We start from the raw sequence: 15,767 nt of genomic DNA, 5'->3' as shown, positions 1-15,767 counted from the left end.
ACTTTCAGACATCGCAGGCCAATCCACGAGTGCCACTGAAGCCCCATCCCAGCCAGCTATGCCAGCGGCGCGCCGGCGCGGATGGACCCGGCCCATCGGCCGCCCCGCCCCGTCAGCCGCGCCGGGCCGCCTTGATCTCGGCCACGCGCGCAGCGTCGGCCGCGCTGAGGTGCCGGCCGCGCTCGACGATCTCACGGGCATATTCATCGTAGGTCAGGCCGAGCGCGGCGGCGTTTCGCACACGCATTATCAGCACCGCGCGCGAGGCGGGCGGCGCCTTCTGCCGCGCATGCGCCGCACGCCAGGCGAAGAAGGTGTGGAGGTGGTCGCCCCATGGCGGGCGATGCTCCAAGGGCGGCCCGCCATTGTGGCCGATCTCCGCCGCGGGATCGCCCTCGGCAGCCGCCTCCGCGTCCCGCCTATTCGCCCGAGCGGCGTCGCGCGGCGTTCTGCGGGTCCACCAGCGGCCGGCGCACGCCCGTCGCGATGACACGCGGGTGATAGGGCTCGCGCGCAAACACAGACTCCATCATCGGCCGGAAGCTCTCCAGCGGCAGGCTCTCATAGTCCGGATCGAACGAGGCCTGGTCCCACCGCTCGCAGAAGGCCACCGCATCGTCGTAGAAGGGGTGACCCTCGTGCCGCTTGCGCGCGTTCCGGTCACCGCCAAAGTGATGTGCATAATAATAGCGCTGGAACAGGCCGTGGTGCGCCACCACCCAGGTGCATTGCTCGCGCACATATGGCCGCAACACGGCCGCCGCGAACTCGTCGTGGTTATAAGGCGCGTAGACATCGCCGATGTCGTGCAGCAGCGCGGCGATCACCCAATCCTCGTCGGCCCCGTCGCGAAAAGCGCGCGTGGCGGACTGCACCGAGTGCTCCAGCCGGCTGACCCGGTAGCCGGACTCCGCGCTGTCCAGCGACATCAGCCCCGCATAGAGCCGGTCGCACACCGACGCCGCCGCCGCGCGCTCGTGCTCCTCCAGGAAGACGTAATCTTCCTTGTCGCCCTCGGCCATCCGCTTGAACTTGACCGTCTCCACGGCATCCTCCGCCTTCGGTCGCCCGGCTCCGGCCGGACAGCCCCCTCATCATCGGCCGCGATCCGGCCCCGTCGTCGGTCTAACTTGCCCTCGGCAGTGCACTTTCCACAAGCTGCGTCCAGTAGGAGCAGCCGAACGGAATCAGATCGTCGTTGAAGTCATAGTTCTCGTTGTGGAGATTGGCGACATCCTCGCCCACCCCGGCGAAGATGAACGCGCCCGGCCGCGCCTGCAGCATGAAGGCGAAGTCCTCGCCGCCCATCGTCGGCACCATGTCGCGGTCCACGTTCGCCTCGCCCACCACCTTGGCGGCGACGTCTCCGGCGAAGACCGCCTCGTCGTGCGGGTTCATCAGCACCGGATAATCCCGGCTATACTTCAGCACCGCCGACACGCCGTAGGCCGCACCCACCTGCGCCACCACCGCGCCGAGCCTCTCCTCCACGAGATCGCGCACCGCGGGCTGCAGCGTGCGCACCGTACCCGTCAGCGTCGCCGTGCGCGGAATGATGTTGTCCGCCGTCCCGGCATGGAACGTCGTCACCGAAACCACCGCCGCGTCCAGCGGGTCCACGTTGCGGCCGACGATCGACTGCACCGCGGTCACGATCGCCGCCCCGGCAACGATCGGATCGGACGCCAGATGAGGGCGCGCCGCATGCCCGTCCGTCCCGTCGACGGTGATGGTGAAGCGGTCCGCCGAGGCCATCAGAGCCCCCGTGCACACCATGAACTTGCCGACCGGATAACCCGGCCAATTGTGCATCCCGTAGATCCGCTCGACCCCGAAACGCTCGAACAGACCGTCGTCCAGCATCGCCTTGGCGCCTGCACCACCCTCCTCGGCGGGCTGGAAGATCACCACCACTGTGCCGGCGAAGTTGCGCGTTTCGGCGAGATATTTCGCGGCGCCGAGGAGCATCGCCGTGTGCCCGTCATGGCCGCACGCGTGCATCTTCCCGTCCGTCTTCGAGGCGTAGTCGCGCCCGGTCTTCTCCAGGATCGGCAGCGCGTCCATGTCCGCCCTCAGTCCGATCACCGGCCCCTCCGCCGCGCCGCGGATGACCCCCACGACACCGGTGCGGCCGATCCCCGTCACCACCTCGTCGCAGCCGAAGGCGCGGAGCTTCTCGGCCACGATGCCCGCCGTGCGCACCGTGTCATAGCCGAGCTCGGGAAAGGCGTGCAGGTCACGGCGCCAGCCGGTGATCTCCTCGGCAAGCTCGGCAAAGCGGTTCACGATCGGCATGGAAAGCTCCACAGGACGGGGCACCCTGTTGAACCACAGCTGCAATCCCGGCGCCAGCGCACGCGCCGACCGGCGCGATTTGCACAGCGCCACCACCATTTGCGACTGGCGCCGCGCAACATCCGGCCCCAGTTAAACAGGAGGACGCAATACTGCATGACGGGCCGCGCCTTACGAAAATCGGCGCCCGCCCCCGTCCGGCCGCCAACAGGCGTTGTGGTCGCTGCCGCCCCCGCGCCATATTCCCCGTCAAGGGACGCCGGAGCAGCGGCCCACAGCGCCCGAAGAGGCCAACACAAATGAGTGGAGGAACGCCCATGAGCGACACAATTCCGGTTCCCGCCGCCATCGCCAAGGACGCCTACGTCGACGCCGACAAATATGCCGAGATGTACGCCACGTCCGTCGAAAGCCCCGAGGCCTTCTGGGCCCAGGAAGGCAAGCGCATCGACTGGATCAAGCCGTTCAAGACGGTCAAGAACGTCGACTATTCCTACGGCAACGTCTCCATCAAATGGTTCGAGGACGGCACCCTCAACGCCTGCGCCAATTGCCTCGACCGGCACCTCGACACCCGCGGCGACCAGACCGCCATCCTGTTCGAGCCCGACGATCCCGACGCGCCGGCCCAGGCGATCACCTACCGCGAGGTCTACGAGCGGGTCTGCAAATTCGCCAACGTTCTGAAAGAGCTGGGCGTCGAGAAGGGCGACCGCGTCGTCATCTATCTGCCGATGATCCCCGAGGCGGCCTATGCCATGCTCGCCTGCGCGCGGATCGGCGCCATCCACTCCGTCGTGTTCGCCGGCTTCTCTCCCGATAGCCTTTCCAACCGCATCATCGACTGCGGCGCCAAAGTCGTCGTCACCGCCGACGGCGCGCCCCGCGGCGGCCGCGTCACCGCCCTCAAGGCCAATGCCGACACCGCGCTGAAAGCCTGCGACGCCTCCGTGAAGTGCCTCGTCGTCAAGCGCACCGGACAGGATGTCGCCTGGACCGAAGGTCGCGACGTGTGGCTCAGCGACATGGAGGCGAAGGTCCCGGCCGAGTGCAAGCCGGTGGAGATGAACGCCGAAGACCCGCTCTTCATCCTCTATACGTCAGGCTCGACCGGGAGACCCAAGGGCGTCGTCCATACCACCGGCGGCTACATGGTGTTCGCGTCGATCACGCATCAGATCACGTTCGACTACAAGCCGGGCGAGGTCTACTGGTGCACCGCCGACGTCGGCTGGGTCACCGGCCACACCTACATCGTCTACGGCCCCCTCGCCAACGGCGCCATCACGCTGATGTTCGAGGGCGTTCCCACCTACCCCGACGCGGGCCGCTTCTGGGCCGTCTGCGCCAAGCACAAGGTCAACACCTTCTATACCGCCCCCACCGCCATCCGCGCCCTCATGGGCAAGGGCGAGGAGCTGGTGAAGAAGCACGACCTCTCCTCGCTCAGGATCCTCGGCACCGTCGGCGAGCCGATCAACCCGGAAGCCTGGCGCTGGTACTATGAAGTGGTCGGCAACAAGCGCTGCCCCGTGGTCGACACCTGGTGGCAGACCGAAACCGGCGGCCACCTCATCACCAACCTCCCCGGCGCCACGCCGATGAAGCCGGGATCGGCCACCACGCCCTTCTTCGGCGTCTCCCCGGCCATCCTCGACCCCACCAGCGGCGAGGAGATCGAGGGCGCGGCCGAGGGCGTCCTTGTCATCAAGGATTCCTGGCCCGGCCAGATGCGCACCGTCTGGGGCGACCACCAGAGGTTCATGGACACCTACTTCCAGCAATATCCGGGCACCTACTTCACCGGCGACGGCTGCCGGCGTGACGCTGACGGCTACTACTGGATCACCGGCCGCGTCGACGACGTGATCAACGTCTCCGGCCACCGCATGGGCACCGCCGAGATCGAATCGGCCCTCGTCGCCCACGAGGCGGTGTCCGAAGCCGCGGTCGTCGGCTACCCGCACGACCTCAAGGGCCAGGGCATCTACTGCTACGTCACCCTGATGGGCGACCGCGAGCCGACCGACGCCTTGAAGAAGGAACTCAGCGACTTCGTGCGCTCCGAGATCGGGCCGATCGCCAAGCCGGACCTCATCCAGTGGGCGCCGGGCCTTCCCAAGACGCGCTCCGGCAAGATCATGCGCCGCATCCTGCGCAAGATCGCCGAGGACGATTTCGGCGCGCTGGGCGACACCTCGACCCTCGCCGAACCCGGCGTGGTCGACGAGCTCATCGAGAACCGCCAGAACCGCAAAGCCGACGCCTGAGCGCAAACCGGGGCCGCCACGATGGCGGCCCCGACGTGCGGTCACGAGCGGCCGCGCACGGACAGCCTGGGTTGCCGCAACGGCCACGCCATGAAATAGACTCTCGGAGCCTAATTAGCCGAGATCACTATGTCCGCCGCCGACAACCCCGTCCTGTCGTCCATCTATACCGGCCTCGCGGTGGAGGGCGGCCACGTCGCCGTCTACTTCGCCCACGACGGCGAGACGTTCGACTTCGTCACCAATCAGGGCGAATGGACGGCCTACGAGCAAGCCCAGGTGATGAGCGCGCTCGCCACCTATTCGAGCTTCGCGAACGTCACCTTCTCCATCACGGACGACGCCACCGAAGCCGAATTCAAACTCACCAAGTCCGCCTCCGAATTCGGCTCGCTCGGCTTCATGAACCTGCCCGACCCCGATCTGGGGGACGATCAGGGCCTCGCCTGGTTCAACACCTTCTTCGACTGGGGCGGCCCCGGCAGCGGCCTGCTCGATCCCGGCGCCTACACCTTCACCATCTTCCTGCACGAGTTCGGCCACGGCCTCGGCCTCGACCATCCGTTCGACGCGACCGGCCTCTCCACCCAGATCCCGGCGATCGACCCGGACGGGGACGGCCTCGACCAGGGCATCTACACCGTGATGACCTACAACGACGGCTGGCCGGAGAACCCCGCCGGCGGGCCGGACAGCGCGGCTTACGGGTGGAACCTCACCCCGTCCCCCATCGACATCGCCGTGCTGCAGCAGATGTACGGCGCCAACCCCACCACCGGCGCCGGGCGCAACACCTACACCCTCCCCGGCAGCGACGAGCCGGGCACCGGCTACGCCGCGATCTGGGACACCGGCGGTCTCGACATGATCGTCCACAGCGGCAGCCGGGCCGCGACGATCGACCTGCGCATGGCCTCGCTCAAAGCGGCCGAAGGCGGCGGCGGCTTCGTCTCCTACGTCGACGGCGTGCACGGTGGCTTCACCATCGCCAACGGCGTCGTCATCGAGAACGCGATCGGCGGCAGCGGCGACGACACCCTCATCGGCAACACCGCTGACAACCGGCTGAACGGCGGTGCCGGGTCCGACGCCATGGCAGGCGGCCAGGGCGACGACATCTACATCGTCGACCGCGTGGGCGACACGGTGAGCGAGGGGCGCGGCGGCGGCAACGACACGATCCGCACCAGCCGCATCGACATCAGCCTGGCCGATCAGCCGCACGTCGAGAACATCTCCCTCTTCGGCCGCCGCCACCTGGACGCGGAGGGCAACGAGGCCGACAACGTCATCGAAGGCAACCGCGGCGACAACGTGATCTTCGGCCACGGCGGCGACGATTACCTCTACGGCGGCCTCTCCTTCGACGGCATCGACGGCGGCAGCGGCAACGACACGCTGATCGGCAGCCTCGGCCCCGATACGCTGACCGGCGGGGCCGGACGCGACACCTTCGTCATCACCGAGGACGACGGCCGCGCCACGATCACCGACTTCACAGCGCGCGACATGCTCGACCTCTCCGCCTTCGGCCTGGAGGATGTCGCGTCCGTCACCGCCCTCGCCGAGACGGACCGCGCCGGTACGGTCCTTCAGCTCGACGGCGCGCGGGTGCTGTTCATCGACGTCGCGGCGAGCCTTTTCACCGAAGACACGCTGATTCTGTGATCGGCCCCGCCGGGAACGCCTGGCAAAACCGGCGCTCGCCCTCCGGTGTGAATGTGACGAGGCGCGTTCCGTGGGTGCGCCTCGCCCAGCCGAGTTCGAGAAGGCGCGTCATGATCGCCCGGCCCAGGCTGCCCGCCAGATGCGAACGGCGCATGCTCCAGTCCAGGCATTCGCGCACGACCACCGGACGACCGGCCCGCAACGCAGCCACATCTACGCCGAGGTCGCCGAACACACCGTCGTTCACCCCGGTCAGCGCCGCGCCCGCCGAAAGGTCGATCGCCCCGCGCGCGACGAGGCTGTCGAACATCTGCACCGCGAATTCGCCGGCGAGGTGGTTGTAGCAGACCCGCGCCTTCCTCAACGCCGCATCGCGCGGACCTGGCCGCGTGCGCAGGTGGCCGCTCCCCGCCGCCAGACCGTCCAGCGCCTCGAGCAACGCCGCCACCTCATCGCCGACGAGGCTAAAGTAGCGGTGCCGCCCCTGCTTGCGCAGCGCCAGAAGCCCGCCGTCGTGGAGCTGCGACAGATGGCCGGAGGCGGTCTGCGGGCTCACCCCCGCCTCGCGCGCCAGCTCGCTCGCGGTCAGCGCATGCCCACCCATCAGCGCGTTCAGGATCGCAGCGCGCGCGGGGTCGCCGATCAGCGCGGCGATACGGGCAATGTCGGGTCCTTCGGCCATCGGGCGCTCCTCAGATGAGCCGCCACCCTACCCCATCGGCCAGGCCAACGCTTCGGCCGGGGGCGAAGCATCGCCGCGGCCGCGGCGCCTAGAGCTGATCCGTCACATGAAAGGACGGTCGTCATGCCACCGATTCTGCACCGCCTCGCGCTTGCGCTGCGCGTGGCCGCCGAACGCCGCCACCTCGCGAGCCTCGACCCGCACATCGCCACCGATCTCGGCCTGAGCCGCGCCGCCATCGACCATGAGGCGCGCCGCACCTTCTGGGACATCCCCGCGGCGCGCATGGCCGAGCTCGACGGTGACGCCGCCCCCTCGCAGCGGACGGCACTGCGCCCCCGTCACACCAGATGATGGATCCGCGGCACCAGCGGCGTGGCGTCCAGCGGCACCGTCGCCAGCGTCACCGGCAGCTTGAACCGCCGCGGCCCCGCGCTGCCGGGGTTCAGCCAAACGGCGCCGCTTTTCTCCACCACCGCCACCTTGTGGCTGTGACCGGTCACGACGAGGTCCACGCCTTCCGGCGGAGCGGCATCGGCAATATCGTGCACCACATAGATGCGCCGGCCGGCCACCTCCACCACCACATCGTGCGGCAGCGCGGCCGGCGGTCCGTCGCGGTCGACGTTCCCGCGCACCGCCGTCACCGGAGCGATGGCGGCGAGGCGCGCCAAAATATCGCCCTCGCGCCTGTCCGGCCCGCCGACGTCGCCTGCATGAACGATGTAACAAACGCCAAAAAGCCGCTCCAGCGCTTCCGGCCGGAGCAGCCCATGGGTATCGGATATGACACCGAGGATCGGCCCGGCGGCCACCGCCACCGGGTCGACGACCATCGCGAGCGGCTTACGCGCCCGGAATGCCCTTGAACTTGTTCTTGAAGCGCGAGATGCGGCCGCCGCGGTCGAGCAGCGTCTGCTGACCGCCGGTCCACGCCGGATGGGTGCGCGGGTCGATGTCCAGATTGATGCGGTCGCCAGCCGAGCCCGCGCAGGAACGCGTGACATACTCGGTGCCGTCGGTCATCACGACGGTAACCGCGTGATAATCCGGGTGAAGGTCCTTTTTCATAACTCGCCTCGTTGGATTGCGGCGGGATACCGATGCGAACCACAGCGCGCCGCATGACGCCGCGCTACCGTCCACCCTCGCCGATCCCGGGAAACCGCACGGATCTAAACCTTTGATCCCGGCGATGCAAGCTCTCAAACCGCATTGACTCCGCGCGTTTCAGAAGCTTCTGACAAGTCCATGAAGCGCAGCGCAGATACATCGCCCTCACCCGCCGCCGGACGCCAGCGCGTACGCCTCGCACCGCTGCGTTTCCTCGTCCCCTACGCGCTTCGCTACAAGGGGCGCCTCGCCGCCGCGCTGGTTGCCATGCTCGCCGCGACAGCGACGACGCTCGCCGTGCCGATGGCCGTCCGCCGCATGATCGACCACGGCTTCGGCGCCGAAAATGCCGGCTTCATCAACACCTATTTCTCGATGCTCATCGTGGTGGCCGGCTGCCTCGCCATCGCCTCCGCTTCGCGCCTCTACTTCGTCAACACGCTGGGTGAGCGAATCGTCGCCGACGTCAGGTCAGACGTCTTCGCCCGCGTCATGACCCTATCATCCGGCTATTTCGACCGCACCTTGTCGGGCGAGATCGTCTCCCGCCTCACCGCCGACGCCACGCAGATCAAGGCCGCGGTCGGCTCCACCGCCTCCACCGCGCTGCGCAACACGCTGATGTTCATCGGCGCCATGGGCATGATGGTCGCAACCAGCCCGACGCTGGCCGGATCCGCGCTCGCCGCCATCCCCGTCCTCGTCCTGCCGCTGGTCGCCGTCGGTCGCCGGGTGCGCCGCCGCTCGCGCGCCGCGCAGGATAAAATCGCCGAAATCTCCGCCTTCGCCACCGAGGCGATCGGCGCGGTGCGCATGCTGCAATCCTTCGGCGCCGAGGGCCGCGCCAACGCGCGCTATCGCGGCGGGGCGGACGAAGCCTACCGCGCCGCCGCAGGCGCCGTCGCCGCCCGCGCCGCCCTCACCGCCGTCGTCATCTTCATCGTCTTCTCGGCCATCGTCGGCGTCTTGTGGATGGGTGCGCGCGAGGTCCTGGCCGGCAACATCACCGCCGGCGCACTCGGCCAGTTCGTGCTCTACGCCCTCTTCGCCGCAGGCGCCCTCTCCGAGCTGAGCCAGCAGTGGGGCGACATCGCCCAGACCGCGGGCGCCGCGGAACGCCTCGCCATCCTCGCCGCCGAGGTGCCGGACGTCGCCGAGCCCGCCGCCCCCGTGCCGCTTCCCAAGCCCGGAAGCGGCGCCGTAGCCTTCGACAACGTCTCCTTCGCCTACCCTGCCGAGCCCGGCCGCACCGTCCTCTCGGGCGTCTCCTTCACCGTGGCGCCGGGCGAGACGGTCGCCCTCGTCGGCCCGTCCGGCGCAGGCAAGACCACGGTCTTCCAGCTCATCGGCCGCGCCTACGACGTCACCGACGGGACGGTGCGGGTGGAGGACATCGACGTGCGCGACACCGCGCTCGCCGATCTGCGCGCCCACATCGCCCTGGTGCCGCAGGACACCACCATCCTCGCGGCCTCGATCGCCGACAACATCCGCCTCGGCCGGCCGGACGCCAGTGACGCCGAGGTCATCGCCGCCGCCAAGGCCGCTTACGTCGACCGCTTCGCGAACGATTTGCCCGCAGGGTTCGCCACCGTTGTGGGTGAGCGCGGCATCACCCTATCGGGCGGGCAGCGCCAGCGCGTCGCCATCGCCCGCGCGATCCTGAAGGACGCGCCGATCCTGCTCCTCGACGAGGCCACCTCCAGCCTCGACGCCGAGAGCGAAGCGCACATCCAGGCCGCGCTGGAAACACTGATGAAGGACCGCACCACCATCGTCATCGCCCACCGGCTGGCGACCGTGGTGAAGGCGGACCGTATCCTGGTGCTCGACGGCGGCACCATCGTCGACAGCGGCACCCACGCCGAACTGATCGCCCGCGACGGCGTCTATCAGCGCCTCGCCGAGCTGCAATTCGGCACCCCCGCCCTCACCGCCTGATCCCTCACGCCGGGTGATACGGGGACGCAGGCGCAGCGCGGCGTGGTCGGCGTGGATTGACCCGCACGGCAGCGCGGCGCACTCCCTCCCCATGCTGCAAACCTACGCCTTTCTCGGCCTCGCCATCCTCGCCGAGGTCATCGCAACGCTCGCCCTGTCCCGCTCCGAGACGCTGACGCGGCTTGGCCCCACCCTCATCACCATCGCCGGATATGTGATCTGCTTCGCCAGCCTGGCGGTGGTCATGCGCACGCTTCCCACCGGCATCGTCTATGCGGTGTGGTCCGGCCTCGGCATCGTGCTCATCTCGCTCATCGCCTGGCTGAGGTTCGGCCAGACGCTGGACGCCGCCGCCATTGCCGGGATCGGCCTCATCCTCGCCGGCGTCGTCGTCATCAACGTCTTTTCCAGCGCGGGCCACTGAGCGCGGCTCAGCGCTCCGTCAATTTCAGCTCGATGCGCCGGTTGCGCTCATAGGCCGCCGGCGTCTCCCCCTCGACGAGCGGGTTGAACTCGCCGAAGCCGGCCGCCACCAGCCGCTCGGGCGGGACGCCTTGGGCGATCAGATATTGCACCACCGAAATGGCGCGCGCCGCCGACAGCTCCCAGTTGGAACGGAAGCGCCCGCCCGAGATCGGCCGCGAATCGGTGTGCCCGTCGACCCTCAACACCCAGTCGATATCGTCCGGGATCTCGGTGTTCAGCTCGATCAGCTCACGCGCCAAGGTCGCCATCTCGCTCTGTCCGGCCGGGTTCAGAACATCCGATCCGGACGGGAAGAGCACCTCCGACTGGAACACGAAGCGGTCGCCGACGATCTCCACCCCCGACCGCTCGGCCAAAATCTCGCGCAGGCGGCCGAAGAAGTCGGACCGGAAGCGGTTGAGGATCTGCACCCGCTCGGCCAGCGCCAGATTGAGCCGCCGGCCGAGATCGGCAAGCCGCGTCTCGCTCTCGCGTCCCTGGCTCTCGGACGCCTCCAGCGCCTCCTCGAGCGCGGCGATCTGCTGGCGCAGCGCCCGCAGTTGCTGGTTTAACAGCGCCACCCGCGACAGCGCGTCGGCGCCGAGCGTGCGCTCCTCGTCCAGCTCGCGGCGCAGCGCCGTCACTTCGGCGTTGGCGGCCGCGCCAGCGTCCTCGCCGCCCGCGACGATGCCCTGAAGCTGGTCCCGCTGCTCCACCAGCGCGTTGAGGCTGGCCGACATCGCCGCCACCTCGTCCTCGGCCTGGGTGTTGCCCGCCCGCTCCAAGGCGAGGAGGTCCGACAGCTCGGCGATCTGCGCGTTCAGCCGTTGGAGCGCCGTCTCACGCCCCGACAGCTCTTGGCTGAGGAAGAACTGCGACAGCATGAACAGCGACAAGAGGAAGATGATGACGAGCAGGAGCGTCGCCATCGCGTCGACGAAGCCGGGCCAATAGTCGGCGCGAACGTCGCGGCGGCGTTGGGAGAGCGGCATTCAGGCCCCCGTCACTGCGCAGCGCTCACGCGCGCTCGTCCGCTTCCAGCGCGCGGTTGAGGCGCACCAGAAGCTCTTCGATGCGCTCGTTCTGCGCGCCCTGCGCCTCGGCCCAGTCGATCAACACCTTCTGCTCGCGCCGCGTGTTCTTCACGATCGCCTGGATGCCCTCGGCGAGCGTCCCCAGCGCCTTCGCGGTTTGCCGGTCGGCGGTCCCGCCCGCATTGATGGTCCCCATCAACTGTGTCAGCCGGTCGACCGCGTGCTGAAGGTCCAGCGTCGCCTGCCCGACGCCGGACGCTTCCATATCGTCGACGATGTCGGTCAGCGTGGAAAGCCAGTCTTCCAGCTCGGTATAGAAGCGGTTCTGCGCCTGGCCCGCCTGGAGGTCCAGAAAGCCCACGACGAGCGAGCCGGTGAGGCCGAAGAGCGAGGACGAGAAGGCCGTCCCCATGCCCACCAACGGTGCCTCCAGCCCAGTCTTCAGGTTCTGGAAGATCACCGAGGAATCGCCGCTCGTCACGTCCAGCGACTGGATCGTGGCGCCAACGGACCCCACCGTCTGCAGCAGGCCGTAGAAGGTGCCAAGAAGGCCGAGGAAGACCAGAAGACCGATGAGATAGCGCAGGATGTCCCGCTTCTCGTCCAGCCTCAGCCCGATGGTGTCCAGCATCGCCCGCATGGTGACGGGGCTCATCACCGTCTCCTCCACCCCGTCGCGCAGCAAGGTCGCCATCGGCGCCAGGAGGACGGGCGGTCGCCGCCCCGCCGGCTGGCCGGTGCGGAAGCGGTTCACCCAGGCGATTTCGCGGAACAGCGCGGCCACCATCAACACGGCCAGCACAATACCGCAGACCCCCACGGCGATGATCAACCCGTTCAGGATCGGGTTCGCCATGAAAGCCTCGATCACCGTCTCGTACTCCATGAAGACGAGAAAGCAGACGAGGATGACGAATAGTACCATACGCCACAGGTAGACCTGCGGCGTGGACAATTTATACGGATCCTTCTTGCGCGCCATGGGGCCTCGCTCGCGTTGCGCTCAAGGGGAACGCAAAATCTCCGGTCTGTCCAGCACGCACGCGCCGACACTCAACAGCGGTGTGGCGCACCGCGGATGAACGGCTTATGAGCGCGGCCCCGCCTTCGGCCCGCCCGCCGCGGAAATCATCTTCAGAAGCTGGCGATGAACGATCTCGTTGCCAACGACGACTGACCCCGTGTCGAGGAATTTGTCGCGCCCCGCCGCGTCGCTGACGAAGCCGCCCGCCTCGCGCACCAGAACGATGCCGGCCGCCATGTCCCACGGCTTCAGCGAGTGCTCCCAGAACCCGTCATAGCGCCCCGCCGCCACCCAGGCGAGATCGAGCGCAGCCGCACCAGGTCTGCGGATGCCTGCGATGGACCCGAAGAGCTGCTGCAGCTCGGACAGGGTGCGCACCTGGTTGCCGTGGCCGAGGAAAGGAAGGCCGGTGCCGATCAGACAGTCGGCAAGGTCCGTGCGGGCCGACACGCGCAGGCGCCGGTCGTTGACGAACGCGCCCTGACCCTTCTCGGCCACGTAAAGCTCGTCCATCACTGGGTTGTAGACGACGCCGGCGATGAGCTCGCCCTGCCGCTCCAGAGCGATCGATACCGCGAAGATCGGAATGCCGTGCAGGAAGTTGGTGGTGCCGTCGAGCGGGTCGACGATCCAGCGGTGGGTGCCGTCGCCCTTCTCCTCGGTCCCCTCTTCGCCGAGGAAACCGTAGGAGGGACGCGCCTTGGAGAGTTCGCGATAGACGATCTCCTCGGCGCGCATGTCGGCCTTGGAGACGAAATCCGCCGGCCCCTTGCGCGACACCTGGAGGTTCTCGACCTCGCCGAAGTCACGGGCGAGGGAGCGGCCGGCCTTGTCGGCGGCGGCCACCATCACGTTGAGGAGTGCGGAGCGGGCCATAAGTTCCTTGTCGTTCGTCAGGCGGCCCGCTTCACGTCGTCGAACGGGCCGGTCAGCTTTGCCACGGATCGCCCGCCTGGGCGAGATCCTTGATCATTTCGTCGGTGAGCGCCTCGTCGTCGATGCCGATGCCGTAGACCGACCCGATCAGCGGCGTGTCGCTCGACCAGTTGGAGTGGCCGACATAGCCGGAAGACCGATCCATAGCTACCGGCGTGAAGCCCGCGCCGGAGACGAGCAGATCACCATTCTTGAAGATGGCCATCGTTCCGTCCGCCTCAACCCTTGCCGTCCAAACCGCGCGCTCTCCCTCCACGAGCGCATTGGCGGCGACGACCTGATAGACTGCGCCTCCATCCATGATCTGGAACACCAGATCGGTCTGAGACCCGCCGTGCTGACCCAGGATGATGTTGCCGTTATATTGTCCTTCGCCGAAGTCGAAAATGCGCTGCCAGGCACCGCCGCCGAGATCGTCGAACTGCGCCGACGCGGTGATCGTCATCGCCCCGCCGATCTGGTTGGCGCCGGTGAAGGACGGATCAGCCTCACCGGCCAGCCACTGCTTCTCGAAGCTGTAGCTCGGCAGCCTGGGGTCGCCTTCCGCAATCACCGCCGGATCGACGGTGTCGCCGACGCTGGAGACGGGACCAGCCGCGCCCGCGCCGGACGATATTGCGCCCGCCCCGCCCGTCGCGGCGGGAGCCTCGGGCCCGGCCTCCTCCAGCATCGAGGCGAGGGCGCGGCCTTCCGGCAGGCTGCTGTCGATCATGGAAAGATCGAAGAGACGCAGCACGCCCGCCTGCTCGGTGCGGATGATCGAGACGATCGCGACCGCGCGGACATATTGCTCCTCGGCCTCCTTGGCCAAAGCCGCCGCTGCCGTAGCTTCGGACCTTGCGGCGTCCGCGGCCACCTGAACGCCCGCGTCGACCTGCCCCTTGGGCTTGGACACCTTGTGAAGGCCGTTGCCGATTGCGCGGCCGACCCCCTTGGCTTGACCCTTCGCGCTCACGATCACCGCGCGGGCTTCCGCCGCCTCGCGTGAACTTTGAAGCGCATGAGCAGCACGGCCGATTAGATCAGTGCTAATAAACGAAGTCATGTCTGGCCTTCCAGGCAAGAAACGTGAAGTCGAGGTGCTCGCGGCCCAACGCAACGCCAAGCTGTGCGGGCCGTTCGTCATTCAGAGGTGGGTGTAACGTCAGACCAAGATGCCGCCGCCGGCGGCGAAATCGGCCACTTCGGTGTTGGTCCACGCGCCGTGGGCGACCTCGACACTGTGGACCGTGCCGTGCAGCGGCTCGTGACCGGCCCAATTGGAGCTTCCGATGAAGTTGGACCCGCGGTCGACCGTGGCCAGCGCGCTCCCCAGGAGCCCGCCCGAATAGGCCAACAACAGACCGTTCTTGAAGATCGACATGCCGCCGATCTCGTCGACACGGGCCGTCCACACCGCGCTTTCGCCCTCGATGATCGCATTTTGCGCGGTCACCACGTAGTCGAGACCGCCTTGGTGGATCTGGAAGGTCATGTCGCTGGACGTTCCGACCTGTCCCAACACCACGTTGTCGGCGTCTTCACCGTTGCCGAAGTCGAAGACGCGCTGCCAGCCGCCGGCAGCCAGATCGTCGAACTGGACCGATGCTGAAATCGTCATCGCTCCGCCGAACTGCAGGGCGCCGGAGAAATCCGGTAAGGCGTCGCCGAGCGTCCATATGAAGTGATCGGTGGCGGTCTCGACCACGCCCGGTTCGGCGGGGGTCTCTTCGGCGGCGGACGGATCGGAGGCCACCGCCGCATAGGCCGCCGTCACTTCGCTCGCCGCCCGTTCGGCCTCCGCTCGTAGGGGCACGTCGCCGAGGTTCACCTCGAGGCCGAACGAGCGCAAAATGCCCTCCTGCTGGGCGCGCATGATCCCCATCAGGTCGGTGACGCGGTCGTACATCTCCACCGTCGCCGAGGCGAAAGCCTCAGCGTCCGCGCCGAGCCCCATCACGTCACTTGCATTGCCGGAGCGTATTCCGAAGGCCGAAGGGACCATCGCGCGGCCCAGCGCGTCCCGGCCACCGTCCGCCGACGACGAACCGCCGATCACCGCCTTTCGTGCATTGGCCGTCGCGAACACCGACGATGCCGCCGTGGAAATGGTGCTGGAAAGAATACTCGTCATACCGCCCCCGCAACAAACTCGCGCCACTGCACGCTCTGGCTGTAAAACGGCGGGCGGCTGCATCTGGTTCTGGTCCCCGGCCTCGATAGCTGCCTTTCTCACAACATGGCCGAGGTGGAGGCGATTTTCATCTATCCGGATGGGGCAAGACCGCGACGAAAAAGGCGCGGATGTCAGATGACACCCGCGCCTTTTCAGCAATCTTAAGTGACATTCACCGCCTTCG

Annotated in this window: 16 protein-coding genes; 5 read left to right on the top strand and 11 right to left on the bottom strand. The window is 67.9% G+C overall.

What is annotated here, in order from left to right; translation table 11 throughout:
• Positions 1-112: 112 nt before the first annotated feature.
• From BIX52_RS10405 to BIX52_RS10395, 3 genes are all read right to left on the bottom strand, one after another.
• Entirely contained in the window at positions 113-352 is a 240-nt protein-coding gene (locus tag BIX52_RS10405) for a hypothetical protein (RefSeq protein ID WP_205647797.1), read from the bottom strand.
• Between the two features lie 67 nt (positions 353-419).
• A complete protein-coding gene (locus BIX52_RS10400) occupies positions 420-1,046 on the bottom strand; it encodes an HD domain-containing protein (protein WP_075220998.1) in 627 nt (208 codons plus the stop codon).
• A 79-nt stretch (positions 1,047-1,125) separates the two neighbouring features.
• The gene (locus BIX52_RS10395) at positions 1,126-2,295 is read right to left on the bottom strand and encodes a M20 aminoacylase family protein (RefSeq protein ID WP_075221196.1); all 1,170 of its coding nucleotides are present in this window, start codon (positions 2,293-2,295) and stop codon (positions 1,126-1,128) included.
• 317 nt (positions 2,296-2,612) lie between these two features.
• Here BIX52_RS10395 and acs point away from each other — a divergent pair, with 317 nt between their 5' ends.
• Entirely contained in the window at positions 2,613-4,565 is a 1,953-nt protein-coding gene (gene acs, locus BIX52_RS10390; protein ID WP_075220997.1) for an acetate--CoA ligase, read from the top strand.
• Between the two features lie 129 nt (positions 4,566-4,694).
• On the top strand, positions 4,695-6,233 hold the full coding sequence (locus BIX52_RS10385) for a M10 family metallopeptidase (protein ID WP_075220996.1): 1,539 nt from the start codon (positions 4,695-4,697) through the stop codon (positions 6,231-6,233).
• On the opposite strand, the gene BIX52_RS10380 is transcribed toward BIX52_RS10385, so the two are convergent.
• Complete coding sequence (locus BIX52_RS10380; RefSeq protein WP_075220995.1) at positions 6,208-6,915, bottom strand: ArsR/SmtB family transcription factor; 708 nt, start codon at positions 6,913-6,915, stop codon at positions 6,208-6,210. The two genes, BIX52_RS10385 and BIX52_RS10380, sit on opposite strands and share 26 nt — an antisense overlap.
• Before the next feature lie 123 nt (positions 6,916-7,038).
• Between BIX52_RS10380 and BIX52_RS10375 the strand changes: the two genes are divergently transcribed.
• Positions 7,039-7,269, top strand: a complete 231-nt coding sequence (locus tag BIX52_RS10375) for a DUF1127 domain-containing protein (protein WP_075220994.1) — start codon at positions 7,039-7,041, stop codon at positions 7,267-7,269.
• Here the strand turns inward: BIX52_RS10375 and BIX52_RS10370 are convergent.
• Together BIX52_RS10370 and rpmE are read right to left on the bottom strand one after the other, a co-directional pair.
• Positions 7,257-7,751 carry a metallophosphoesterase family protein gene (locus tag BIX52_RS10370; RefSeq protein ID WP_075220993.1) on the bottom strand — a complete coding sequence of 165 codons (495 nt, stop codon included), beginning with the start codon at positions 7,749-7,751 and terminating at the stop codon, positions 7,257-7,259. The two genes, BIX52_RS10375 and BIX52_RS10370, sit on opposite strands and share 13 nt — an antisense overlap.
• 10 nt (positions 7,752-7,761) lie before the next feature.
• Positions 7,762-7,986 carry a 50S ribosomal protein L31 gene (gene rpmE, locus BIX52_RS10365; RefSeq protein ID WP_075220992.1) on the bottom strand — a complete coding sequence of 75 codons (225 nt, stop codon included), beginning with the start codon at positions 7,984-7,986 and terminating at the stop codon, positions 7,762-7,764.
• Between the two features lie 180 nt (positions 7,987-8,166).
• On the opposite strand from rpmE, the gene BIX52_RS10360 reads away from it, so the two are divergent.
• Positions 8,167-9,969: an ABC transporter transmembrane domain-containing protein gene (locus BIX52_RS10360; RefSeq protein ID WP_075220991.1), complete on the top strand. Its 1,803-nt coding sequence runs from the start codon at positions 8,167-8,169 to the stop codon at positions 9,967-9,969.
• 94 nt (positions 9,970-10,063) lie between these two features.
• Complete coding sequence (locus BIX52_RS10355) at positions 10,064-10,393, top strand: DMT family transporter (RefSeq protein WP_139312751.1); 330 nt, start codon at positions 10,064-10,066, stop codon at positions 10,391-10,393.
• A 7-nt stretch (positions 10,394-10,400) separates the two neighbouring features.
• Here the strand turns inward: BIX52_RS10355 and BIX52_RS10350 are convergent, their stop codons facing one another.
• The 5 genes from BIX52_RS10350 to BIX52_RS10330 all read right to left on the bottom strand — a co-directional run bounded on the left by BIX52_RS10350 (position 10,401) and on the right by BIX52_RS10330 (position 15,604).
• Complete coding sequence (locus tag BIX52_RS10350) at positions 10,401-11,426, bottom strand: peptidoglycan -binding protein (protein WP_075220989.1); 1,026 nt, start codon at positions 11,424-11,426, stop codon at positions 10,401-10,403.
• Between the two features lie 25 nt (positions 11,427-11,451).
• The gene (locus BIX52_RS10345) at positions 11,452-12,450 is read right to left on the bottom strand and encodes a flagellar motor protein MotA (protein WP_075220988.1); all 999 of its coding nucleotides are present in this window, start codon (positions 12,448-12,450) and stop codon (positions 11,452-11,454) included.
• Between the two features lie 105 nt (positions 12,451-12,555).
• Complete coding sequence (locus BIX52_RS10340; RefSeq protein WP_075220987.1) at positions 12,556-13,368, bottom strand: inositol monophosphatase family protein; 813 nt, start codon at positions 13,366-13,368, stop codon at positions 12,556-12,558.
• A gap of 52 nt (positions 13,369-13,420) precedes the next feature.
• Positions 13,421-14,389 carry a hypothetical protein gene (locus BIX52_RS10335; RefSeq protein WP_075220986.1) on the bottom strand — a complete coding sequence of 323 codons (969 nt, stop codon included), beginning with the start codon at positions 14,387-14,389 and terminating at the stop codon, positions 13,421-13,423.
• Between the two features lie 183 nt (positions 14,390-14,572).
• On the bottom strand, positions 14,573-15,604 hold the full coding sequence (locus BIX52_RS10330; RefSeq protein WP_157956242.1) for a LamG-like jellyroll fold domain-containing protein: 1,032 nt from the start codon (positions 15,602-15,604) through the stop codon (positions 14,573-14,575).
• Positions 15,605-15,767: the final 163 nt, after the last annotated feature.

This window comes from Acuticoccus yangtzensis (genome assembly GCF_001927245.1).
GTDB lineage: Bacteria > Pseudomonadota > Alphaproteobacteria > Rhizobiales > Amorphaceae > Acuticoccus > Acuticoccus yangtzensis.
Note: the sequence above shows the minus strand (reverse complement) of the source record. Positions and strands in the feature narration are given on the sequence as shown.